We start from the raw sequence: 21589 nt of genomic DNA on the forward strand, positions 1-21589 counted from the left end.
GGAGGAGGGCCGTCGGCCGTGGGGGACTTACAGCGAGGTGATCCGCGACGCCTGGGCGACTACCGGCTGGTGCGCCGGCTGGGCTCGGGCGGCATGGGCATCGTCTACCTGGCGCGTTCGCCGGGAGGCCGGCTGGTCGCGGTCAAGGTGGTGCGGCCGCGCTTCGCGCTCCGCCCCAGCTACCGCGCCCGGTTCCGGCGCGAGGTGGCGGCCGCCCGCCGGGTGACCGGCGCCTTCACCGCCCCGCTGCTCGACGCCGACCCGGACGCGGAGGCGCCGTGGCTGGCCACCCGCTACCTGCCGGGACCGACGCTGCACGAGGCGGTCACGCGCTTCGGCGCGCTGCCCGCGGACGCGGTGCGGCTGCTGGCCGCGGCCCTGGCCGAGGCGCTCGCCGACATCCACCGGGCCCAGCTCGTGCACCGCGACCTGAAGCCGGGCAACGTGCTGCTCACCCCCGAAGGACCCCGCGTCATCGACTTCGGCATCGCCCGCCCCGAGGACTCCCCCACGGTCACCCAGCCGGGCAGCCTCATCGGCACCCCGGGCTTCATGTCTCCCGAACAGGCGTTGGGCAGGCGCGCCGGGCCCCCCGCCGACGTCTTCGCGCTGGGCGCGGTGCTGGCCTTCGCCGCGACGGGGCGGCGGCCGTTCGACGCGCCCGACACGGCGGAGACCCTGGACCTCGTCGAGCGGGCCCGGGTGGACCTCGGCGGGGTGACGGACCGCGCGCTGCGCGCCGCCATCGCCGCGTGCCTGCGGCGGGATCCGGCACGGCGGCCGACCGCGGCCGCGCTGCTGCGGCGGCTCGGCGAGCCGAGCGCCTCGGTGCACGGCACCCGCTGGCTGCCGGCCGCGCTCGCGACGGAGATCGAACACCGCTCCGCCCGGCCGCCGCGGCCCCGGGAGGCCGAACGGGGCGCGGGCGCCGCCGAGGGCGAGGGGGCGGAGGTTCCGGCGGCTGGGATCGCGGCGGCGGAGACGGACGAGCCCGCGCCCTCGGCACCCACCCCCTCCCTCCAGCCCTCGTGTGACGCGCCGCCAGCTCCGCCGCCCCCGACCGCTCCGCGCCGCCGCGGGGTCCTGCGGGCCCTGGCCGCCGCCGTCCCCGTCACCGCCGTGGGCATCGCGGCGGCCACGCTGGCCTGGGGCAGCGACGACACGGCTCCGCCGGACGACGAGACCCCGACCGGACGCTCCCAGGCGCCGCCGACCGACCCGCCGCCACCGCCCGAGGGCACGCGGCGGTGGCGGGCCAGGGTGGGCGACTACTACGTGCGGCTCCACACGGCGGACGGCGCGGTCGTCGCGACCTCCGACCACGACGACCGCACCCTCGCCCTGGATCCGCGCACCGGCACGAGGCTGTGGACGCGGCCCGACTCAGCGTGCCTGGCCGCCAGCACCGACGCGGTCTTCCTCGACGGGGGCACCGGCTCCAGCACGTTGGTCGCCCTCGCCACCCCCTCGGGCACCCCGCGGTGGACGTCCGGGTCCTCGGACTTCGTGTTCCTGACGCAGGCGGCCGTCACCTCCGCCACGGTCTTCTGTCACGGCTACGTCGTCCCGCCGTTCGGCGACACCACCGTCACCAAACTGATCAGGGCGTTCGATCCGGCCGACGGCGGCACCCGCTGGTCCGCCGAGGTCGAGGCCGACCGCGGGCTGGCGGCCGGCCACGGCTTCGTGGCGGCGGCCGGCACGGAGGCGCTGACCGCCCTGGACGCCGGTTCGGGACGGATCCGCTGGCGGCACCCGGCGGAGCTGATCAACCCGCTGGTCGCGGACGGTGTGGTCATCGCGAGCAGCCTTCGCGCCGGGGCGCTCTACGCCTTCCGTGCCGGGGACGGGGCGCCCGCGTGGGGCATGCAGTTGAGCACGCTCGGCGCCGGCATCAGGCTGCACCACGGTGTGCTCTACCTGGCCGAGGTCGGGGGCGAGGTGGTCGCGCTGGCGCCCGACTCGGGCGAGCCCCTCTGGTCGCGCCAGCTGGGCAACGGCGAGGGCGCGGACTACGCCGAATCCCACCGGCTCGTCCTCGCGGACGGTCCGGACGGCCTGAGCACGCTGTACATCGCGGGGACGGACGGCGTAGTCCGCGCCCTGGATCCGGCCGACGGCCGCGTGCTGTGGACCTACCCGACGGGCGACCCCTCCGCCAAGGTGACGGCGACCGCGGGCCTGGCGTTCGTCAGCACCCAGGACGGACACCTGACCGCCCTCGCGCCGCCGGACTCGGACTCGGACTCGGACTCGGACGGAGCCTCGCGTGGAACCGTGTGAGGCGGGGCGCGACCCGCGTTTCGTCGGCCGCCGGTACCGGATCCTGGCGCGCATCGGCTCCGGCGGCATGGCCGTCGTCTACCTGGGGCGCTCCCGGGGCGGCCGGCTGGCGGCGGTCAAGGTGATGCACGCCGACCTGGCCCGCGAGCCGCGGCCCCGCGAACGGTTCCGGCACGAGGTGGCGGCCACCGAGGCGGCCGGGGGAACGCACAGCCCGGCCGTGCTCGCCGCGGATCCCGACGCCAGGGTGCCGTGGCTGGCCACCGAGTTCCTGCCCGCGGTGTCGCTGCACGAGTCGGTGGCCCGGTTCGGCCCGCTGCCCACGGACGCCGTCTGGCGACTGGCCGCCGGGCTCACGGAGGCGCTGGCCGCCATCCACCGCACCGGGCTCGTGCACCTCGACGTCAAACCGGCCAACGTGCTGCTGACGCACGACGGGCCGCGGGTGATCGACTTCGGCATCGCCACCAGGGCGCGGCCGGCCGAACGCGCCGGCTCGTTGGGGTTCATGGCACCGGAACAGGTGGCGGGCGCCGAGGTCGGGCCGCCGAGCGACGTGTACGCGCTGGGCGCGACGCTGGATTTCGCCCGCGGCGCGGAGCCGGACGACGGGCCGGCCGAAACGCCGGCGGACGCGGAGCTCGACGCGCTGATCGCGGACTGCCGGCACCGCCAGCCCGCCGCCCGGCCCACGTTGCCGCGGCTCGCCGAACGGATCGGCCGCGCCCTGGAGACGTGGGACGCGGCGGAGCCGGACGCGGGCCCGGAGACGGCCTGGCTGCCGACGCCGGTGACGGCGGCGATCGCCGCGCGGCTCAACGAGGCCGACCACCCGCCCCCGCCCCGGCGTTCCCCGACGGCACCAGGGAGGCGACGCCTGCTGCTCGCGTCCTGCGCCGCGGCGGCGGGCGTGGTCGGCGTCGTCACCGGCCGCACCCTGCTCGCGGACGGCCCCGGGTCGGAGCCGGAGCCCGACCCCGCGGACTCGCCGCGGCAGTCCCCCGCGTCCTCGTCGGCCCCTTCGTCCACGTCGACCTCGACGACCCCGTCGACCCCGTCGACCCCGTCGACCCCGTCGACCCCGTCGACCCCGTCGACCCCGACGAGCTCGTCGACCTCGTCACCGGCCGCGGAGTCCCGCGAGCTCGAGTTCGTCCTGCTCGGCGACGGCGGGATCACCTCCCTCACCTACACCGTGAACGGCGAGTCCACGACGGTGCGGGACGCCGCCCTCCCCTGGCGCGCCACCGTCGACATCCCTCCGCGTCCGGAGGAGACCGCATGGCGGCTCAGGGGCCGCTTCACGGACGCCCGGTCGGTCGACTACCACGTCCTCGTGGACGGCTTCGAACGCGGCTGGGGGACGGAGATCGACGTCGAGCCGTTCGAGGCCGACGGCACCGTCTGAGCCCGCGCTCCCGCCCGGCCGGTCCGCGTCCGACGGTCCACGGGGACCCGGGTTTCAACGCCACCGAGCCGGTCGGGAGCGGCTGAAACCGGTCTGAGGCCGTGCTGAACCGCCTCGGGCGCACGCTCTGCGGCATGACGACGACGCATCACGAACCCGCGATCGCCGCGACCGGACTGCGGAAGTCCTACGGGGACACGCTCGTCCTCGACGGCATCGACATCCAGGTGCCCGCCGGCACGGTCTTCTCGCTGCTCGGGCCGAACGGCGCCGGCAAGACGACCGTCGTGAAGATCCTCTCCACCCTGATCTCCGCCGACGGCGGGCGGGCACGGATCGGCGGGCACGATCTGGTCGCCGAGGCCCAGGCGGTGCGGGCCGCGATCGGGGTGACCGGGCAGTTCTCGGCGGTGGACGGCCTGATCACCGGCGAGGAGAACATGCTGCTGATGGCCGACCTCCACCACCTGCCGCGCGGCGAGGGCCGGCGGGTGACCGCCGAACTGCTGGAGCGCTTCGATCTCGTGGACGCCGCGAGGAAGCCCGCCGCCACCTACTCCGGCGGCATGAAGCGGCGGCTGGACATCGCGATGACGCTGGTCGGCAACCCGCGGATCATCTTCCTCGACGAGCCGACGACGGGCCTGGACCCGCGCAGCCGCCACACCATGTGGGGCATCATCCGCGAACTCGTCTCCGGCGGCACCACCGTCTTCCTGACCACGCAGTACCTGGACGAGGCCGACGAACTCGCCGACCGCATCGCGGTGCTCCACGACGGCAGGATCGCCGCCGAGGGCACGGCAGAGGAACTCAAGCGGCTGATCCCCGGCGGACACGTGCGACTCCGCTTCGCCGACCCGGCCGCGTACCAGTCCGCCGCCTCCGCCCTGACCGAAGCCACTCGGGACGACCAGGCCCTGACCCTCCAGATCCCCTCCGACGGCAGCCAACGCGAACTGCGCGCCATCCTCGACTGGCTCGACGCCGAGAGCGTCGAGGCCGACGAGCTGACCGTGCACACCCCCGACCTCGACGACGTGTTCTTCGCCCTGACCGCCAGCGGCCACCAGACCAACCAGCCCAACCAGCCCAACCAGCCCGGGGAGACCATCCGATGAGCGCCGCCGGCCACGCCCTCCGCGACAACCTCACCATGCTGCGGCGCACCCTCCTGCACGCCCGCCGCTACCCCTCCCTCACCCTGAACGTCCTCCTCACCCCGGTCATCCTGCTGCTGCTCTTCGTCTACGTCTTCGGCGACGTGATGAGCGCCGGCATCGACGGCGGCCCAGCGGACCGCGCGGACTACGTCGCCTATCTGGTCCCCGGAATCCTTCTCATGACCGTGGGCGGGACCGCGCTCGGCACCGCCGTCTCGGTGGCCACCGACATGACCGAGGGCATCATCGCCCGGTTCCGCACCATGGCGATCCACCGCGCCTCCGTGCTGATCGGCCACGTGGCCGGCAGCGTGCTCCAGACGCTGGCCTCGCTGCTGCTGGTGCTGGGCATCGGCCTGGCGATCGGCTTCCGGCCCGGGGCGACGCCGGTGGAGTGGGTCGCGGCGGCCGCGCTGCTGACGCTGGTCAGCGTCGCGCTGACCTGGGTCGCGGTCGGCGTCGGCCTGGTGAGTCCCAACCCCGAGGGGGCCAGCAACGCCGCGGTGCCGCTGATCATGCTGCCGTTCCTGTCCAGCGCGTTCGTGCCGGTGGACGCCATGCCGAACTGGTTCCGCTGGTTCGCCGAGTACCAGCCGTTCACGCCCGCCATCGAGACTCTGCGCGGGCTGCTGCTCGGCAGCGAGATCGGCGCCGGGAACGCGGTGCTGACCGTCGTCTGGTGCCTGGGGCTGACCGTGCTGGGCTACTGGTGGTCCCGGTCGCGGTTCAGTCGCGAGCCGCGCCGGTGAGCTCGCGCAGCGCCGCGGCCCGCAGGTCCTCCCGCCCCAGGGAGGCGTACGTCGACCGCGCCGCGGCGTACGCCGCCCGGTCGGCGTTCTCGGCCGCCCGCCGGGCCCGCACCAGGGACAGCGAGGGGAACTCCCGTACCACCGGCATCCGTTCCGCCAGCGCCACCAGCCGGACGCCCGCCGGCTCGCCCCCGGCCAGTCCCGCCCATCCGAGCGCCAGCAGGACCGTGCCGTACACCGGCAGTTCCACCGGAGCCCGCTCCCTCGCGGCCCCCGCACCCCCCGCGACGCGGGAGAGCATCCCGAGCAGCCGTTCCCGCAGCTGCTCGGCCAGGTCCGCCGCGGATTGCAGCCGGCCGTGCCGCGCGTGCGCGGCCAGCGCCGCCGACCGCACCTGCAGCGACCACGGATCCACGAACGGGTCGGCGTCGTGCGACCGGCTGTCCTCCCGGAGCCGCTCCACCGCCCGGCGCCACAGCCCGAGCCCGACCTCGGTCAGTCCCCGGGCCAGCGCGATCTCCGCCCGGGCCGGCAGATCGGGGGCGTAGAGCTGGGCGTACTCCGGCGACTGGTTCGAGGCCGCGAGCCCCAGCCAGTACTCCGCCTCGTCCACCTCCCCGCGCTGCAGGCAGGCGAGCACCAGCCCCCAGCGGACGCCGACCGGCTCCGACCAGTCGCCGAACTCCCCGAGGACCTCCAGCGCGGCGCGCAGATGGCCGTAGGCCTCCGCGCCGCGCTCGGACTCCAGGCACAGTTCGCTGATCCGCCCGTGACTGAGCAACCGCAGGGCCGGACTGTCGAGCGGCTCCAGCACGTCGATCATCCGGCGGGCGCACTCCAGCGCGCGCTCGGGCTCGTGCTCGGCGTCCCACACGTAACTGGCGACGCACGCCGCGACGCACGCCAGCATCGGCTCCTCGGCGTCGCACAGCTCCCCCAGCCGCGCGTAGCCGGGCGGATGCATGTCCGGAACGGCGCACAGCACCACGGCCAGCGCCCTCAGCACGGTGTCCGGCGGGGCGGGCGGCAGCCGGCGCAGCGTGACCAGCTGGCGCACGGCGTGGGCGCCGTACCCCATGAACAGGCTGCCCGCGCACACGGCCGCGGCGCTGCGGGCGGCTTCCAGGTCCCGGGGATTCTCCGGTCCCGGACGGAAGCGGGACAGCGGCCCGCCGGTCTCGGCGGCGAGCGCGGCGAGCCGGGGATAGTTGGTGTCGGTCGCCCACAGGGAGGACAGCACGGCGGTCAACGCCGCGGTGGCGGACCCGTCGGCCCGGTCCAGCGCGTACCGCAGGGCCAGGACGAGGTTGTCCTGTTCGGCCCTGATGCGCGTCCAGGAGGGCAGCGGATCGCCGCGGAACAGCACGTCGTGGTGGGCCTGGCCGAAGTCCCGCGCCCAGCACAGGAACCGGTGGACGACCGCCTCCTCCTCGCCGGCCTCGGCGCGCCGGGCGGTGCCGAACTCCCGCAGCGTCTCCAGCATGTGGAAGCGCACCCCCGAGGGGGTGTCGGCCACCTTGAGGAGGGACTGGCCGACGAGCTGTTCCAGCAGGGCCAGCGCGTCGCCGCCGTTGCCGTTTCCGTCCCCGTCGCCGCCGCCGCCATCGTCGCCATCGTCGCCGTCGAGCACTCGTCGCGCCGCGTCCTCGGTGAAGCCGCCGGGGAACACCGCCAGCGCCCGCAGCGCCGCCCTGCCGTCGGCCGCCAGCAGGTTCCAGCTCCAGTCGACCACGGCCCGCAGCGTGCGGTGCCGCTCGGGTACGTCCCGGGCGGTGCCGCGCAGCAGCGCGAAGCGGTCCCCCAGCCGGCGCGCGATGTCGGTGACGGAGAGCACCCGCACCCGGGCCGCGGCCAGTTCGACGGCCAGCGGCAGCCCGTCCAGATGGCGGCAGATCTCCGCCACCCCCTCGGCGGGCAGTGCCACGTCCGGCCGGGCGGCCCGCGCCCGTTGCCCGAAGAGCTCGGCCGAGGTCGCCGGGGACAGTTCGGGCAGGTCGTACACCGACTCCGAGGTCAGGCCCAGCGGGGCCCGGCTGGTGGCCAGCACCCGCAGCTCCCTCGACCGCGCCACCAACGCCTGGACCAGAGCGGCCGCGCCGGCGATCACGTGCTCGCAGTTGTCCAGCACCAGCAGCGCGGGACCAGGACCGAGGGCGGCGAGGACGCCGCTCACCCCGTCCCTGCCGCCGGCGAACTGCCGGTCCTCCCCGGCGCCGACGGCCGACGCCACCTCCCCGGCCACGTCCTCGTCGGCGGTGACGCCGGCCAGGGCGACGACGTGCACGACGGGCTGCTCGGCCGCCCGGCCCACCGCGTGGGCGAGGCGCGTCTTGCCCAGCCCGCCGGGGCCGACGACGGTGACCACCCGGGCGGCGCGCAGCATCCCCGCCACGGCCGCGAGGTCGGCGTCCCGCCCCAGCAGCGGGTTCGGCTCGTGCAGCACGCCCTGGCGGACCCGCGGCGCGTCCGCCCGGAGCAGCTCCTGGTACGCGGACCGCGGCCCGGGCCCGGGGTCGGTCCCCAGCTCGTCGCGCAGACCGCGACGGTAGGCGTCGTAACGGGTCAGCGCCGCGGCCCGGCCGGCGGTGACGGCCTCGCAGCGCAGCAGCTCCGCCAGCACCTCCTCGTCCCGCGGCGCCTCCCGCACCAGCTCGGCCAGCGGTGCCGCGGCCTCCTCCCGCCGCCCCACCCGGCTGAGCGCGAGCGCCCGGGAACGGACCAGCGAGCGGTGCGCCCGGACCCGCTCGACGCGCAGCGCCACCACCGGATCGCGCAGCTCCTCGCCCGCGCCGGCGCCCACGCTCCCGTCCCACAGGGCCAGGCCCGCCTCGGCCCGCGCCAGGGCGCCCGCGTGGTCCCCCGCCCGCGCGCGCTCGGCGCTCGCCGCCTCGTGCAGCAGCAGCGCGGAGCTGTCGACCCGCGTCTCGTCCAGCGCCAGCCGGTACCCCGTCGGCGTGCTGACCACCAGCTCGGCACCCAGCCGCGCCCGGAGCCGCGACACCAGGACCTGCACCGCCTTGCCGGGACGCTCCGGCAGCTCGTCCGGCCACAGCCCGGCCACCAGGCGGCCCGTGCTGCACCCGGCGCGCGGCTCCTCAGCGAGCAGCGCCAGCAGCCCGCGCAGCCGAGGCGCGGTGATCTCCTCCCCGCGCCAGGCGACGCGGGACAGCAGCGCCACCTCCGTCGTCACTCGTGCAGCGTAACCAGCACCGCACCGGACCCGCCCGAAAAAAATCCGCCGGCGATGTCGAGAACCCGCGGCTGGCTCCGTCCCCGGGGTGAAGCCGACCACAATGGGTCGCACCAGCACCAAGGAGAGACACCATGGCCAAGTACCTGCTGCTCAAGCACTACCGCGGCGCTCCCGCGGCGGTCAACGACGCGCCCATGGACCAGTGGACGCCGGAGGAGGTCTCGGCGCACATCCAGTACATGCGCGACTTCGCGGACCGGCTGAAGGAGACCGGCGAGTTCGTCGACGAGCAGGCGCTCGCCCCCGAGGGGACGTGGGTCAGGTACGACGGCGAGGGGCGCCCGCCGGTCACCGACGGCCCGTTCGCCGAGACGAAGGACCTGATCGCCGGCTGGATGGTGATCGACGTCGACAGCCACGAGCGCGCCCTGGAGCTGGCCGGGGAGCTGTCGGCCGCCCCCGGGGCCGACGGCAAGCCGATCCACGAGTGGCTCGAGCTGCGCCCGTTCTACGGCTCGACGCCCACCATCACGGAGTGACTCGTCGATGACTCCACCGATCGATGGGGCCATACTCCGAAGCCTCACACCCGGTGTGCTCGCGATCCTCGTCCGCCGCGGAGCCGACTTCGCGGCGGCCGAGGACGCCGTCCAGGACGCGCTGGTCGAGGCGGTCCGGGTCTGGCCGGCCGACCCCCCGCGGGACGCGAAGGGCTGGCTGGTCACCGTGGCCTGGCGCAGGTTCCTCGACGCGACCCGGGCGGACACCGCCCGCCGCCGGCGTGAGGACCTGGTCGAGGAGGAGCCGGCGCCCGGGCCCGCCGCCGCGACGGACGACACGCTCCAGCTCTACTTCCTGTGCGCCCACCCGTCGCTGACGCCGTCGTCCGCCGTCGCGCTCACGCTGCGCGCGGTCGGCGGGCTGACCACCCGCCAGATCGCCCGGGCCTACCTGGTGCCCGAGGCGACCATGGCGCAGCGGATCAGCCGCGCCAAGCGCACCGTCTCCGGCGTCCGGTTCGACCAGCCGGGCGACGTCGCCACCGTGCTGCGCGTCCTCTACCTGGTCTTCAACGAGGGCTACTCCGGCGACGTCGACCTCGCCGCCGAGGCCATCCGGCTCACCCGGCAGCTCGCGGCCGCGATCGATCACCCCGAGGTGGCGGGGCTGCTCGCCCTCATGCTGCTGCACCACGCCCGGCGCGCGACCCGGACCACGCCCGACGGCAGCCTGGTGCCGCTCGCCGAGCAGGACCGCGGCCGGTGGGACACCGCGTCCATCGCCGAGGGCGTCGAGATCCTGCAGGCGGCCCTCGCCCGCGACCGGCTGGGCGAGTTCCAGGCCCAGGCCGCCATCGCGGCGCTGCACGCCGACGCGCAGACCGCCGAGGAGACCGACTGGGTGCAGATCGTCGAGTGGTACGACGAGCTCGCGCGCCTGACCGACAGCCCGGTGGTCCGGCTCAACCGGGCGGTGGCCGTCGGCGAGGCCGACGGGCCGCGCGCCGGTCTCGCGGCGCTCGCGGCGCTGGACGACTCGCTGCCCCGCCACGCCGCGGTGGCGGCGTACCTCCACGAGCGCGACGGCGATCTGGCCACGGCGGCCCGGCTGTACGCCGAGGCGGCCGAGCAGGCACCCACCCTCGCCGAACGCCACCACCTGACCCGCCAGGCGGCCCGCCTCAACGGCCGACTCAACGCCCACCGGCGCGGCTGAGCCGCGCCGCCCGAGCCACCTCCGGCGGCGGCCTACGAGATGGCGCGGAGCCGGCCGTGGGGCTGGTGGCGGAGCTGGTCGACGGCCTGGGCGGTCCGGTCGTCCGCCGGGAGGAGAACGACCAGGTGCTGGGCGTCCGAGGAGAGTTCGAGCGTCTCGCGGCGCAGCCGCAGTTCGTGCCCCGCCGGGTGGCTCAGCCGGAGCACCCCGCGCCGCGGCAGGACGTGACCGTTCAGTCGGCGGGTGAACTCGGGGCCGGCGAGCGGGGCAAGCTCGGCGGTGAACCACTCCGTGCTCGCGGCGGACGGCCCCAGCCACAGGTCGAAGGCCTGTTCGTCCGCGACGTCGTCCCAGTCGGCGAAGAACGACCTGGCCCGCGGGTGGGTGAAGACGTAGCGGGTCAGGTTCGGGGCCTCGGCGTCGAGCAGCCCGCTGTCGCCCATCACCGACGCGTAGCCGCTGGTGTGGGCGAGGATGTCGCCCAGCCGGTTCGTCAGCAGCGCGATGCCCGGTTCCAGGAGGCGCAGCGTCTCCAGCACGGAGGGGCGGACGTCGCGGGGCGGTGGTGCCGGCCGGGGATGAGCGGCGCACTCACCGCCGGTGATCTTCGTGAGGTAGCGCAGGTGCTTCCGCTCCGCGGGATCCAGGCTGAGCGCATCCGCCAACGCGTTCACCACCGCCACCGAGGGGTTGCGGTCCCTGCCCTGCTCGATGCGGGTCAGGTACTCGACGCTGATGCCGGCCCGCGCGGCCAGGTCCGAGCGTCGGAGACCCGGCGACCTGCGCCGCCCGTGCACCGGCAGCCCCAACGACTCCGGCTGGATGCTGTCCCGCTTGACCCGAACGAAGTCCCCCAGCGGTGTGCCCATGCCGCGAGCATACGGCGCCGCGTTCGCGTCCCGGAGGGCTCAGGGTGGCCCTGCCGGGGCCAGCCTGAGCACGGTCTGGTTGCGGCACGCGCGGCGTCCGATCGTGATGGTCATGGAGAACACACACGGCAACACGCACGGCAGGACGCACGGCAACACGCACAAGCTGGTGGTCATCGTCGGCAGCGTCCGGGAGGGCCGGTTCGGCCCGGTCGTGGCCTCGTGGGTCGCCGACCAGGCCCGCGCCCGCGGCGGCTTCGAGGTGGAGGTCGTCGATCTCGCCGAGCTCGACATCCCGCTGTCGCTGCCCGCGACCTCGCCGAAGTACGCCGGCGACGGCTACCCCCGCCCGGCCGGGATGGCGCCGCTGACCTCGGCCCTGGAGGGCGCGGACGCGTTCATCGTGGTCACGCCGGAGTACAACCACAGCTACCCCGCCTCGTTGAAGGCGGCCATCGACTGGCACTTCACCCAGTGGACGGCCAAGCCCGTCGCCTTCGTCAGCTACGGCGGCGCGGCCGGCGGCCGGCACGCCGTGCTGCACCTGGAGAACGTGCTGACCGAACTCCACGCGGTGACCATCCGCGACGGTCTGGCGTTTCCGAACTACTTCACGGCATGGGACGACGGCCGTCCGACCGACCCCGACGCCGCGGGATACGCCAAGACGCTGCTCGACCAGCTGGCCTGGTGGGCGGCGGCGCTCCGGTCGGCCCGCGAGGCCACGCCCTATCCGGCCTGAGCCGTGGCGGGCGTTACCGCGCGGGGCGGGCGCGCACGTGGGCCCGCTCGCCCTGCGGGCCGAACAGGACGAGGGTCTCGACGGGGCCGCCGTCGGCCGTGCCGAGCCAGTGCGGCAGGGCCGTGTCGAACTCGGCGGCCTCGCCGGCCGTCAGGACCAGGTCGCGGTCGCCGACCAGCAGCCGGAGCCGGCCGTTGAGCACGTAGACCCATTCGTAGCCGTCGTGGCTCTGCGGCGTCGGCTCCGCGGGTTCCGGGCGGCCGGGGATCAGCATCTTGAACGCCTGCACCCCGCCCGCCCGGCGGCTGAGCGGGACGAACGTCATGCCGTGGCGGTGGATCGGCCGCAGGTGGATCCGCGGGTCGCCGGTGCGCGGGGCGCCGACCAGCTCGTCCAGCGGCACCCCGTACAGGCGGGCCAGCGGCAGCAGGAGTTCCAGGGTCGGGCGTCGTCCGCCGCTCTCCAGCCGGGACAGGGTGCTCTCCGACGTCCCGGTCGCCGCCGACACCTCCGCCAGGGTCAGCCCGCGCCGCTTCCGCAGGGCGCGCAGCCGGGGGCCGACCGCGTCCAGCACCTGATCCGTCTCGTCCGCCTCGTCCGTCTCCTCCGCCACGAGGCCCGATATTGCCACGGCGGCAAGTTCTCGTGCGGTTCCCGCCGCCCCGCCGCAGGGTGGTGCTCATGAACACGCCACAACCCCCGCAACCAGCCGCCCGCTTCTGGGACGAGCACTACAGCCGCCACGCCGCCGAGCTGCCGCCGGTGCGGGTGAACCCGCGACTGGCCGAGATCGCCGACCCGCTGCCCCCGGGCGCCGCGCTGGACCTCGGCTGCGGAACCGGCGGGGACGCGCTCTGGCTCGCTGGCCGGGGCTGGCGGGTGACCGCCGTCGACATCTCCGCCGCGGCCGTGGCCTCGCTGCGGCGGCATGCCGACCACGCCGGTGTGCCCGTCACGGCGCTCCGCCTCGACCTCGCCGAGGACCCCCTCGTCCTGCCCGCCGGCCGCTTCGACCTGGTGTCCGCGCAGTACCTGCACACGCCGTTCGCCCTGGACCGCGCCCGCGCGCTGCGGACCGCCGCGGCGTCGCTGAACCCGGGCGGCCGGCTCGCCGTCGTCGACCACGGCTCCACCGCGCCGTGGTCCTGGAACCAGGATCCCGACCTCCACTACCCGACGCCGAACGAGGTGGCCGCGGACCTGGCCCTCGATCCCGCGGAATGGTCGATCGAACGCGCCGAGTCCCCGCGCCGGCGGGCCACCGGGCCCGCGGGCGAGACCGCGACCGTCGTCGACCACGTGCTGGTCATCCGGCGAGCGGGGGCAGCCGCGGAGGGACAGCGATGAGCGCGAGGCCGCGGCCGCGCGACGCCGGGCCGCCGGCGACCGGCCCCGGCGAGAGGGACGTGCTCGCCGGCTTCCTCGACTACCTGCGCGCCGCCGTCGCGGCGAAGGCCGAGGGCGTGCCGGAAACCGAGGCCCGCGCCCCCGGCGTGCCGTCGGGGACGAACCTGATCGGGCTGGTCCGGCACCTCACCCACGTGGAACGGCACTGGCTCCTCGGCCAGCACGTCGCGGACTGGCCGGCCACCTTCCACCCCGCCCCGGGCGACACCGCGGAGAGCATCCTCGCCGCCTACCGGGAGACCAACGCCGCGGCCAACGAGCGGATCGCCGCCTGGGACGACCTCGCCGAGCCCGGTCCCCGACCGGCGAAGGGCGGCAGACCGGCGCCGTCCCGGCGGTGGACGTTGGCCCACCTGATCGAGGAGACCGCCCGCCACGCGGGCCACGCGGACATCCTGCGGGAGCGGATCGACGGCGCCACCGGACGTTGAAAGCGGGGTGAAAGCACGCCCCGGCAGAGTGCGACTCCCGCCCGACGTCCGGCTCGGCCGGACGCGACCCGCACGGAAGAAGCATGTCCAGCCCATATCCCCAGCACCAGCCGTCGCCGTACCAGAACCAACACCAGCCGCAGGCGCAGGCGGCCGGGCCCCCGTCGTATCCAGGTCCGTATCCCCAGTCCGACCCCCCTCGCCACGGCGGTCCTCCCGCCCCGCCGCCGGCCGGCCGCTCGAAGCGGCCGAAGGTGATCCTCGCGATCGTCGCGGCGCTGGTCCTGGTCGCCGGTGCGGTGGGCGCGTGGCTCGTCCTCCTCGGCGGCGGGGGCCCCGACCGGCCCGAGATGGCGACCCACGACGACCTGTCCGAACTCCCCTTCCCCGACGCGGGGGCGCTGAGCTACGAGGAAGGCGTGGACGCGCACTGCGCCGCGGTCGAGGAGCTCATGGCCGCCCGGGGCTACGTGCTGCTGGGCACCGAGGAGGGCAACGGCATCTCCTGCATCCTCGGCGCCCCCGGCACCTCCCAGTTGGAGGACGGCTCGCTCAGCCTCAGCGTCCAGGTCGCGCTCACCCGGGGCGGCGGCGCCCGCTCCGCCTACGACGCGTACCTGGAATCGACCGTGAACGGCCGGGAGAACCTGGCCGACGACACGACGTTCACCTTCAGCGAGCTGTACGACTTCCCGTCCGGGGAGGAGGGCTTCCTCAGCCAGAGCGAGTGGAGCCGCGGCCCCTCGGGCAGCGCGACCGCGGGCTTCCGCTCCGGCGACGACACCTTCTTCGTCTACCTCAGCGGCAGCGTCAACCATGTCGACGAGGACACCCCGAACGAACCGCTGCCGATGGACCTCACCCGCCAGGAGCTCGTGGACATCGTCAAGACGCTCGGCGGCGACGAGTCGGCCGGCGAACCCCGGATCACCCAGGCCGAGATGGCCGAGTACCCGGACCTGCCGGAGCTGACCGAGCCGCGCCTGGCGGACGGCGACTCGCCGGTGGCGCGGTGCGCGGCCGTGACCTCCTTCGCCGAGGGGCTCGGCTCCGACGTCGAGGATCTCAGCTTCGGTACCAGCAGTCCTGCGCTGACGCAGTGCCACTACTCCCTCGGCGTCGACAACGCGCGGTTCGGCGAGAACGGGCTGCCCCACTACCGCGTCGAGGTCCACGAGTACGACTACTCCGACGCCTCGGAGAACCTCTTCCCGACGGAGGACCTCGGAAGCGACCTCCAGACCATCATGGCCGAGCCGGAGAACCCGGCCCTCGAAGGCGACGAGGTGATCCTCGGGGAGCTCTACGAGCTGCCGGTGGGCGAGTCCGGGTACATGATCCACTCCCGTTCCGAGGGCGAGTACAGCAGCGGCTTCAGCACCGAGGTCCGCGCCGGCTACGTCGTAGGGAACGGGGACATCTACGTCAGCATCCGCCTCACCGGCGGCGAGTACGGCGCGAACGGCTTCGAGGGCTACGGGGAGGACGCGCTGATCCCGGTGCTCGCCGACCTCCTCACCGCGATGGACGCCTGAGGCCGGACTCGGTCACCAAGAAGCCCGCCGGGCCCCGTGACGGGACCCGGCGGGCGGGATGCGACGTCGTCACCCGGTGGGCTCAGGTGAAGTTGACGTCGCTGCAGATGAAGTAGGTCTGGTCCAGGTGCGAGGCCTGCCAGATCGTGTACACGATGTGGTGGCCGCTGCGACCCGGAGCGCTGACGTCGAAGGTGATGTCCTGGGCCGGCGCGTAGCTGCCGGTCGTCTCCACCAGTTCGAGGTCGTCCCAGCCGAGCGCGTCGGTCGCGGGGTTGAAGCCCTGCTTGGTGACGTAGACCTCGAAGAAGTCCGCGCCGTGGCTGGCCGTGTCGTACAGGTGCATGCTGAAGTTGCTGCTGATGTCGGTCGTGGTCCACTCACCCGGGGTGTCGAGCGAGCTGGCCAGGCCGCTCTGGGCGTCACCGGCGCTGCACAGGTTCCCGTTGGAGATCTTCGACTGCCAGTTGCCGGCCAGGTTCTCCTGGAACAGGCTCATCCAGTTCCACATGGTGTTCGGGTTTTCCTGGAAGGCCTGCCAGCACATGGGGTCTTCCTGCTCCATGGCCGGGTTCATGTGGTCGTCGCCCCAGCGGTCCCAGCAGCTGTAGGCGCGGGACGCGGGGTCCACCATGGAGCCGTGGGCGCTCGCCGAGTCGTTCCACGGGCTCATGAACAGCGCGAGCAGGCCGACGATGCCGGCCAGCACAGGAGCGATCACTCGAATCGTCAGGCGGCGGGTGGGGGTGAGTGCGTGCATGGTGTGCGGTCTCCGTCCTCCGGAAGGCAGTGGGGGGTCCCGGATCGTTTCCCGGCCCATGGGAGCGCTCCCAAGGCTCCGGGCACCCTACCCAACGACACGTCGCCGTAACACCCCTCTGCACCAGATTCGCTCCCCGGGTTCGCGGTGAACGTCCCTCACACCGAGGCACCTTGCCCCCGTTTCCCCACGTCGCGCGGCGTGCGCCGCGCCACCCCGGCATCGCCCACGACGCCGCCTACGCCGCACTCCCCCGCTGACGCCGTGGGCCACGGCCGGCCGAGGTCGTCCGGATCGCCCCCCTCGTGCGCGAGAAGTCCCACCAAACGGGACTCACCGCGCACGAACCCACGTTGAGGTGCCGGCGCAGGCCACGGCCGGCCGAGGTCGTCCGGAACGCCCCATCGTGCGCGAAGAGTCCCGCCGAACGGGACCCACCGCGCACGAAGTCGGCAGGGTGCCGGTGACCGCTCACGGTGGCCCCTCCGCCACCACCGCCCGCTCCTCCCCGCCCCGCGCACGCTGTCCGCGCGTCGCCGCCCGGTCCCACCAGGCCGGCACCAGCCCCGCCAGGATCAGGCACGCGGTCAGGACGAACGCCCAGGGGTAGCCGGTCAGGCCGGCCACCGCGCCGAAGCCGACCGCGCCGATGCCCATCCCCGCGTCGTAGGCGATGTTCCACAGCGCGCTCACCGTCCCGTACCCGGAGGCCGGGACCCGGGCGTACATCAGCGTGATGGTCGCGCTCTGGGCGATGCCGAAGCCGACCCCGAAAACGGCCGCGCCCACCACGACCGCGACGGGGAGGCCCGTGAGGGCGAGCACGAGGATGCCGGCGGCCGAGGCGACCAGCCCGGGTATGACCAGGCTGGCGGCGCCGCGCCGGTCGGCGCGGCGGCCGGCGAACCAGCGGGAGACGGTCGCGGCGGCCGGTTGCAGGAAGAGCGCGGCGGTGACCGCGCCGGAATGGCCCGACCCCACGGCCAGGGGCAGGAAGGTGACGACGATCCCCGCGCCCACCGCCGTCACGGCGAACACGATCGCGGGGCGGCCGAGCGCGCCCGAACGGGCCCCGGCCCAGATCCCCAGCGGTGGCCCCGACCCCGCCTCCCGTCCCGGCAGGCCCGGCACGGCGGCGATGGCGACCAACGCGGCCAGCGCCGCCGCCGTGCAGACGGGCCCGTACCCGGTGTGCGCGGCCAGCCAGGACCCGAGCGGCAGGCACACCAGCGACGGCACGCCGGCCGCGATGCCGATCAGCGCCAGCCCCTCGCCGCGGCGTTCGGCCGGGATCAGCGCCGCCGTCAACGCCCCACCGGCCACCAGCGTGAACGCGAAGCCGAGCCCGCGGACCAGGCACACCGCCACGATCCATCCCATGCTGTCCGACACGGTCAGCACCAGCGCCGGGGCGCCCAGCAACGCCAACCCAACCCCAAGCATCAGGCGGTAGCCACAGCGCGCGGCCAGCCACGGCGCCATCACCTCCCCGGCCACCGTGGCCAGCATCAGCGCACCGGTGACCAGCCCCGCCGCGTCACTGCCCCGACCCGGCACGCCCTGCGCGTACGCCGGAACGACCGACAACAGCAGGAAGAAGCTCGCCGACGACCCGACCACCGTCACGAAGCGCAACATCAACGCCCGCGTCACCAGCCGCGGCCGCACCTCGGCGGCCCGGTCCTCAGGTCCGACGGATGAGCCCATGCGGAGAAACCTAGAGGACCCCACCGTCCCGTACCGATGAATTCTGCTGGCTGGTGGAGTCTGCCTTCCGGCAGAGGCAGTTGCCTGGTCAGAATTGATCTTGGAAGTGGGTGTCAGTCGTGCCGGTAGGAATCTTCGCGGGGATCGCAGTGCGTGACTTCGGGAGTGCGCTGGAGTGGTACAAGCAGCTGTTGGGCTCGGAGCCGACCTTCTACCCCAACGACATCGAGGCGGTGTGGCAGCTGGCCGACGATCGGTACGTGTACATCATCGAGGACACGAAACGTGCTGGCGGTGCGGTGAGCATGATCTGGGTGGACGATCCCGGTTCCGAAGTCGCCCGGATCGCCGAGCGAGGGCTGAAGCCGGTGGACGTGGAGGAGCACGGCAACGTGTGCAAGTGGGTGTTCCACGACTCCGACGGCAACGAGACCGGCATCGGCGGTGAGGTCTCGCCGTCGCAGTAGTCCTCCTGTTGCTACACGCGCGGGCTCCGGCGTTCCCGCAGGAGCCCGTGCTCACGATCCCGCGGCCCCCGCCCTCATTGATCGCGTTCGGTGTGGGTTCGGCGTCCGGCGGCGGTGTTGACGTACCCGGTGGGCCTGAGCGCGCCGCGGGCCAGGTCGTCGGACGGCGAGCGCGTTGCGGGTCCTGGCCTGGGACCCGCCCTCGCCGGGCGCGTGCCTACGCTGTCACGGTGATCAGAGCTGTGGCCCTCGACGTCGGCGAGACGCTGACCCGCGATGACCGCTACTGGGCGGCCTGGGCCGACTGGCTGGACGTCCCCCGTCACACCCTCTCCGCCCTGGTCGGCGCCGTCGTCGCCCGGGGCCGGGACAACGCGGACGCCATCCGACTGCTGCGCCCAGACATCGACCTGGCCGCGGAGTACGCGGCGCGAGAGGCGGCCGGCAGCGGCGAACGGCTGGACGAGTCCGACCTGTACGAGGACGTGCGGCCGGCGCTCGCCGCGCTGCGGGATGTCGGTGTGCGGGTGGTGGTGGCCGGGAACCAGACGGCTCGTGCGGGTGAGTTGCTGCGCTCCCTCGCCCTGCCCGTGGACGCCGTTGCCGTGTCCGGAGAATGGGGCGTTACCAAGCCAGACCGGGACTTCTTCCTGAAGGTCGTCGACCTGACCGCCGTCAGCGAGCCGGGCGAGGTGGTGTACGTCGGGGACCACCCGGCCAACGACGTCTTCCCGGCGGCCGGCTGCGGTCTACTGACCGCGCACATCCGACGCGGCCCCTGGGGCCACCTGTGGGCGGACGACCCCGCGGTGCGGACAACGGCGACGTGGAGCGTCAACAGCCTGAGCGAGCTGGTCGACATCGTGGCGGCTAGCTCCAGGTGAACGTCGGCGCGTGCCTCCGGGCCGCGCGCCGCTCGTTTCTACGCCAGCGCCAGGCGCGCTCAGCACGAGAGACACAGCAGAAGTGGCCGTTTCGTGAGGGTTCCCCAGCTTCGCGGGGTACGTTCCGAGTGTCGAAGCCAGACCGTATGGGAGTCGGTATGCCTGACGCCGCCACGGGCATCGGGGCCCGCCTGGAAGACCTCCGTAAGCGCCGAGGCCTCTCACAACAGGAACTCGCACAGGCCGCAAGCGTGTCCCTGTCCACCATCCGCAAACTGGAGCAGGGCGAGCAGAGGGACACGCGGCTGGAAACCGCGAGGAAGTTGGCCGCAGCCCTGCGCGTGCCCACGACGCGCCTGCTCGACCGGGGAGAGGAGACACCCGAGTCGGACCACGTTCCGGAGGAGGCGTGGCGCGCGGTGCAGCATGCGGTCGAACGGCCCCAGGAACGCGGTGACCTGCCCGCACCGACGCTCGACGGTGTCGAGGCAGCGCTCGCCGCTGCGCGTGCCGCGTACTTCGGCGGCGACTTCATCGCGCTCGCACAGGTGCTCCCTCCGTTGCTCCGGGACACCGACGCCCTCGGCGACTCCGCGGCAGCGCGCCATGTCCGCGCCCGGGTGCTGCACTTCACCGGCGCCGCGTTGACGCAGGTGCGACAGTGGGAGGGGGCTGACAGCGCCCTGGATCATGCCTTGGACGCCGCCCCCGACGCGGCGACGGCCGCCGGCATCATCACGACGCGGTGCTGGCTGCTGCTGCGGCAGGGCCACATCTCCAACGCACGGGTGCTGGCCACGAAGTGGGCGGACGACCTGGAACCACACCGTGTCTCCCGAGCCACCCCTGACGACCTCGCGGCGTGGGGATGGCTGCTCCTACACGCCGGAGCCGCGGCCATCAGGGACAACCGGGAGGGCGAGGCCGCCACTGCGATGAAGCTGGCACAGGCAGCGGCAGTGCTCACCGGTAGGGACCTCGGGTACGGCCGCCGGATGAACCGGTGGGGTGCGACCGTCGTGGCGCACAAGCGCATCGAGAACCTCGTCATCACGGACCAGCCGGACAGGGCACTCGACCTGGCCGAGCGCGTGGCCCGAGTGACGGCAGCGCTGCCCTCCGACGGCAACTTCAACCGACACCGCCTGGACGTGGCGAACGCTCACGCCAAGCTCCGGCACTACGGCGAGGCCATGGAGACGTTGTTGGCGGTCAACGAGCGGGCCCCGGCGTGGCTCGCCAACCAGCGGTACGCGAGGGACATCCTGGGCACGATCATCTCTCGACGTAGAACTCTGACGCCCGAGATGCGTCAGTTGGCAGACGACATCAGACTGCCGCTGTAACTGCCCGGTGACGGTTAGTTCGCTTCGGCTGAGCGTCAAACTGTCATTGCTCAAGGTCATGCTGCCTTCTTAGCGTTCCCGTATCGACGGTCGGACTGTGTGCCGCCGTATCACGGGAGCTGACTATGAGCGAGTCTGTCGCATCACTCACCCGTCCAGCCTGGCTGCCGCCGACAGCGACCGGCGTGCGCGCGGTGCCGTGCGGCCGGTGGTTCGACGCGGTGGTCGTGGACGCCTTCGACGCCGTCTGCGCCATCGGGCTCATACAGCACCGCGCGGGCCCCGCCATCGAGGACCAGACGAAGGACACCGTCACCTGGCTGGTGCCGGTCCGCACCGCCGACGTCTGGAAGCTGCCCGGCGTGGACGTGCTCGGCGCTGGTAGGGAGATCCAGGTTCCCCCGGCACGGTGGAAGACAACCCGACGCTGGCTGATCGAACCACCCGTGGCCGGAGACTGCCTCACCTCCCCGGAACTGCTATACGCCACGCTGACCGAAGTACTCGGCACCCGCCGCCGCTCGTCGCGGGGGCCCCGCCATGGCGCGTGAGCACAAGACGCCATCACCGCCACCCACGATGCCTGTCGGATGGGTCACCTGCACCATGTGCTGGACCGACCTGGATCTGGGCGAGGCCCACGACAACTGCCCCGGCCCACAGCCGGACCCCGCACGCACCGGTCCGAGTGGGCGTGACCAAGCGGCGCGATCAGATGCCGGGCATCGCCCATGACGGGTCCGTCACGGGCGATGCCCGGCGAGGAACTCCCGCGTCCTCGCGTACGATTCCTGGGTACCGCCATCAACCCCGCGGCCCCAACGTTTCGCGCCTGTCGACTACGAGGGTGAGCGCGGCCTCCCGCGTCGTCCCCACGGGGCACAGTCCTGCGGGAGTGGGCACGGTGCCCCCGCTCGCTCGGATCACGG

The 21589-nt window shown here is 73.9% G+C and carries 19 protein-coding genes; 14 read left to right on the plus strand and 5 right to left on the minus strand.

Annotation, left to right across the window (positions count from 1 at the left end; translation table 11 throughout):
• Positions 1 to 18: 18 nt before the first annotated feature.
• From ABGB06_RS17770 to ABGB06_RS17785, 4 genes are all read left to right on the plus strand, one after another.
• Complete coding sequence (locus tag ABGB06_RS17770) at positions 19 to 2283, plus strand: PQQ-binding-like beta-propeller repeat protein (RefSeq protein ID WP_347590362.1); 2265 nt, start codon at positions 19 to 21, stop codon at positions 2281 to 2283.
• The gene (locus ABGB06_RS17775) at positions 2270 to 3691 is read left to right on the plus strand and encodes a serine/threonine-protein kinase (RefSeq protein WP_347590364.1); all 1422 of its coding nucleotides are present in this window, start codon (positions 2270 to 2272) and stop codon (positions 3689 to 3691) included. Before ABGB06_RS17770 ends, ABGB06_RS17775 begins: the two co-directional genes overlap by 14 nt.
• A gap of 134 nt (positions 3692 to 3825) precedes the next feature.
• A complete protein-coding gene (locus ABGB06_RS17780) occupies positions 3826 to 4812 on the plus strand; it encodes an ATP-binding cassette domain-containing protein (protein WP_347590366.1) in 987 nt (328 codons plus the stop codon).
• Positions 4809 to 5603, plus strand: a complete 795-nt coding sequence (locus tag ABGB06_RS17785; RefSeq protein WP_347590368.1) for an ABC transporter permease — start codon at positions 4809 to 4811, stop codon at positions 5601 to 5603. The genes ABGB06_RS17780 and ABGB06_RS17785 overlap by 4 nt, the downstream gene beginning before the upstream one ends.
• Here ABGB06_RS17785 and ABGB06_RS17790 read toward each other — a convergent pair.
• A complete protein-coding gene (locus tag ABGB06_RS17790; protein ID WP_347590370.1) occupies positions 5581 to 8793 on the minus strand; it encodes a BTAD domain-containing putative transcriptional regulator in 3213 nt (1070 codons plus the stop codon). The genes ABGB06_RS17785 and ABGB06_RS17790 overlap by 23 nt on opposite strands.
• A gap of 134 nt (positions 8794 to 8927) precedes the next feature.
• Between ABGB06_RS17790 and ABGB06_RS17795 the strand changes: the two genes are divergently transcribed.
• On the plus strand, positions 8928 to 9335 hold the full coding sequence (locus ABGB06_RS17795; RefSeq protein WP_347590372.1) for a YciI family protein: 408 nt from the start codon (positions 8928 to 8930) through the stop codon (positions 9333 to 9335).
• 19 nt (positions 9336 to 9354) lie between these two features.
• The gene (locus ABGB06_RS17800; protein WP_347590497.1) at positions 9355 to 10512 is read left to right on the plus strand and encodes a DUF6596 domain-containing protein; all 1158 of its coding nucleotides are present in this window, start codon (positions 9355 to 9357) and stop codon (positions 10510 to 10512) included.
• 32 nt (positions 10513 to 10544) lie between these two features.
• On the opposite strand, the gene ABGB06_RS17805 is transcribed toward ABGB06_RS17800, so the two are convergent.
• Positions 10545 to 11381 (minus strand): helix-turn-helix transcriptional regulator, encoded by an 837-nt coding sequence (locus ABGB06_RS17805; protein ID WP_347590374.1) that lies wholly within the window; start codon positions 11379 to 11381, stop codon positions 10545 to 10547.
• Between the two features lie 112 nt (positions 11382 to 11493).
• On the opposite strand from ABGB06_RS17805, the gene ABGB06_RS17810 reads away from it, so the two are divergent.
• A complete protein-coding gene (locus tag ABGB06_RS17810; protein WP_347590376.1) occupies positions 11494 to 12123 on the plus strand; it encodes an NAD(P)H-dependent oxidoreductase in 630 nt (209 codons plus the stop codon).
• Between the two features lie 13 nt (positions 12124 to 12136).
• Here the strand turns inward: ABGB06_RS17810 and ABGB06_RS17815 are convergent, their stop codons facing one another.
• Positions 12137 to 12754, minus strand: a complete 618-nt coding sequence (locus tag ABGB06_RS17815) for an XRE family transcriptional regulator (RefSeq protein WP_347590378.1) — start codon at positions 12752 to 12754, stop codon at positions 12137 to 12139.
• 50 nt (positions 12755 to 12804) lie between these two features.
• Here ABGB06_RS17815 and ABGB06_RS17820 point away from each other — a divergent pair, with 50 nt between their 5' ends.
• The 3 genes from ABGB06_RS17820 to ABGB06_RS17830 all read left to right on the plus strand — a co-directional run bounded on the left by ABGB06_RS17820 (position 12805) and on the right by ABGB06_RS17830 (position 15496).
• Positions 12805 to 13470 carry a class I SAM-dependent methyltransferase gene (locus ABGB06_RS17820; protein WP_347590380.1) on the plus strand — a complete coding sequence of 222 codons (666 nt, stop codon included), beginning with the start codon at positions 12805 to 12807 and terminating at the stop codon, positions 13468 to 13470.
• Positions 13467 to 13961 (plus strand): DinB family protein, encoded by a 495-nt coding sequence (locus ABGB06_RS17825; RefSeq protein ID WP_347590382.1) that lies wholly within the window; start codon positions 13467 to 13469, stop codon positions 13959 to 13961. The genes ABGB06_RS17820 and ABGB06_RS17825 overlap by 4 nt, the downstream gene beginning before the upstream one ends.
• Positions 13962 to 14044: 83 nt before the next feature.
• Positions 14045 to 15496, plus strand: a complete 1452-nt coding sequence (locus ABGB06_RS17830; RefSeq protein WP_347590384.1) for a hypothetical protein — start codon at positions 14045 to 14047, stop codon at positions 15494 to 15496.
• A gap of 82 nt (positions 15497 to 15578) precedes the next feature.
• On the opposite strand, the gene ABGB06_RS17835 is transcribed toward ABGB06_RS17830, so the two are convergent.
• Together ABGB06_RS17835 and ABGB06_RS17840 are read right to left on the minus strand one after the other, a co-directional pair.
• Positions 15579 to 16256 (minus strand): lytic polysaccharide monooxygenase auxiliary activity family 9 protein, encoded by a 678-nt coding sequence (locus ABGB06_RS17835; RefSeq protein ID WP_347590386.1) that lies wholly within the window; start codon positions 16254 to 16256, stop codon positions 15579 to 15581.
• Positions 16257 to 16727: 471 nt separating this feature from the next.
• Positions 16728 to 17963, minus strand: coding sequence for an MFS transporter (locus tag ABGB06_RS17840; RefSeq protein ID WP_347590388.1), 1236 nt, complete (start codon positions 17961 to 17963; stop codon positions 16728 to 16730).
• 149 nt (positions 17964 to 18112) lie between these two features.
• Between ABGB06_RS17840 and ABGB06_RS17845 the strand changes: the two genes are divergently transcribed.
• The 4 genes from ABGB06_RS17845 (at position 18113) to ABGB06_RS17860 (ending at position 21211) form a co-directional block, all read left to right on the plus strand.
• Positions 18113 to 18430, plus strand: coding sequence for a VOC family protein (locus ABGB06_RS17845; protein WP_347590390.1), 318 nt, complete (start codon positions 18113 to 18115; stop codon positions 18428 to 18430).
• Between the two features lie 230 nt (positions 18431 to 18660).
• Complete coding sequence (locus ABGB06_RS17850; protein WP_347590392.1) at positions 18661 to 19314, plus strand: HAD family hydrolase; 654 nt, start codon at positions 18661 to 18663, stop codon at positions 19312 to 19314.
• Between the two features lie 158 nt (positions 19315 to 19472).
• Positions 19473 to 20660 carry a helix-turn-helix transcriptional regulator gene (locus tag ABGB06_RS17855; RefSeq protein WP_347590499.1) on the plus strand — a complete coding sequence of 396 codons (1188 nt, stop codon included), beginning with the start codon at positions 19473 to 19475 and terminating at the stop codon, positions 20658 to 20660.
• Between the two features lie 125 nt (positions 20661 to 20785).
• The gene (locus ABGB06_RS17860; protein WP_347590394.1) at positions 20786 to 21211 is read left to right on the plus strand and encodes a hypothetical protein; all 426 of its coding nucleotides are present in this window, start codon (positions 20786 to 20788) and stop codon (positions 21209 to 21211) included.
• The last annotated feature ends 378 nt before the right edge of the window (positions 21212 to 21589 follow it).

Source organism: Streptomyces sp. B6B3 (genome assembly GCF_039871525.1).
GTDB lineage: Bacteria > Actinomycetota > Actinomycetes > Streptomycetales > Streptomycetaceae > Streptomyces.

What these genes read in the sequence shown, in the direction of transcription:
- ABGB06_RS17860 (WP_347590394.1), top strand. Translation starts at nt 20,786, where the DNA reads ATGAGCGAGTCTGTCGCATCACTCACCCGTCCAGCCTGGCTGCCGCCG.
- ABGB06_RS17785 (WP_347590368.1), top strand. Translation starts at nt 4,809, where the DNA reads ATGAGCGCCGCCGGCCACGCCCTCCGCGACAACCTCACCATGCTGCGG.
- ABGB06_RS17855 (WP_347590499.1), top strand. Translation starts at nt 19,473, where the DNA reads ATGCCTGACGCCGCCACGGGCATCGGGGCCCGCCTGGAAGACCTCCGT.
- ABGB06_RS17835 (WP_347590386.1), bottom strand. Translation starts at nt 16,256, where the DNA reads ATGCACGCACTCACCCCCACCCGCCGCCTGACGATTCGAGTGATCGCT.
- ABGB06_RS17825 (WP_347590382.1), top strand. Translation starts at nt 13,467, where the DNA reads ATGAGCGCGAGGCCGCGGCCGCGCGACGCCGGGCCGCCGGCGACCGGC.
- ABGB06_RS17795 (WP_347590372.1), top strand. Translation starts at nt 8,928, where the DNA reads ATGGCCAAGTACCTGCTGCTCAAGCACTACCGCGGCGCTCCCGCGGCG.
- ABGB06_RS17805 (WP_347590374.1), bottom strand. Translation starts at nt 11,381, where the DNA reads ATGGGCACACCGCTGGGGGACTTCGTTCGGGTCAAGCGGGACAGCATC.
- ABGB06_RS17780 (WP_347590366.1), top strand. Translation starts at nt 3,826, where the DNA reads ATGACGACGACGCATCACGAACCCGCGATCGCCGCGACCGGACTGCGG.
- ABGB06_RS17830 (WP_347590384.1), top strand. Translation starts at nt 14,045, where the DNA reads ATGTCCAGCCCATATCCCCAGCACCAGCCGTCGCCGTACCAGAACCAA.
- ABGB06_RS17810 (WP_347590376.1), top strand. Translation starts at nt 11,494, where the DNA reads ATGGAGAACACACACGGCAACACGCACGGCAGGACGCACGGCAACACG.
- ABGB06_RS17820 (WP_347590380.1), top strand. Translation starts at nt 12,805, where the DNA reads ATGAACACGCCACAACCCCCGCAACCAGCCGCCCGCTTCTGGGACGAG.
- ABGB06_RS17840 (WP_347590388.1), bottom strand. Translation starts at nt 17,963, where the DNA reads ATGGGCTCATCCGTCGGACCTGAGGACCGGGCCGCCGAGGTGCGGCCG.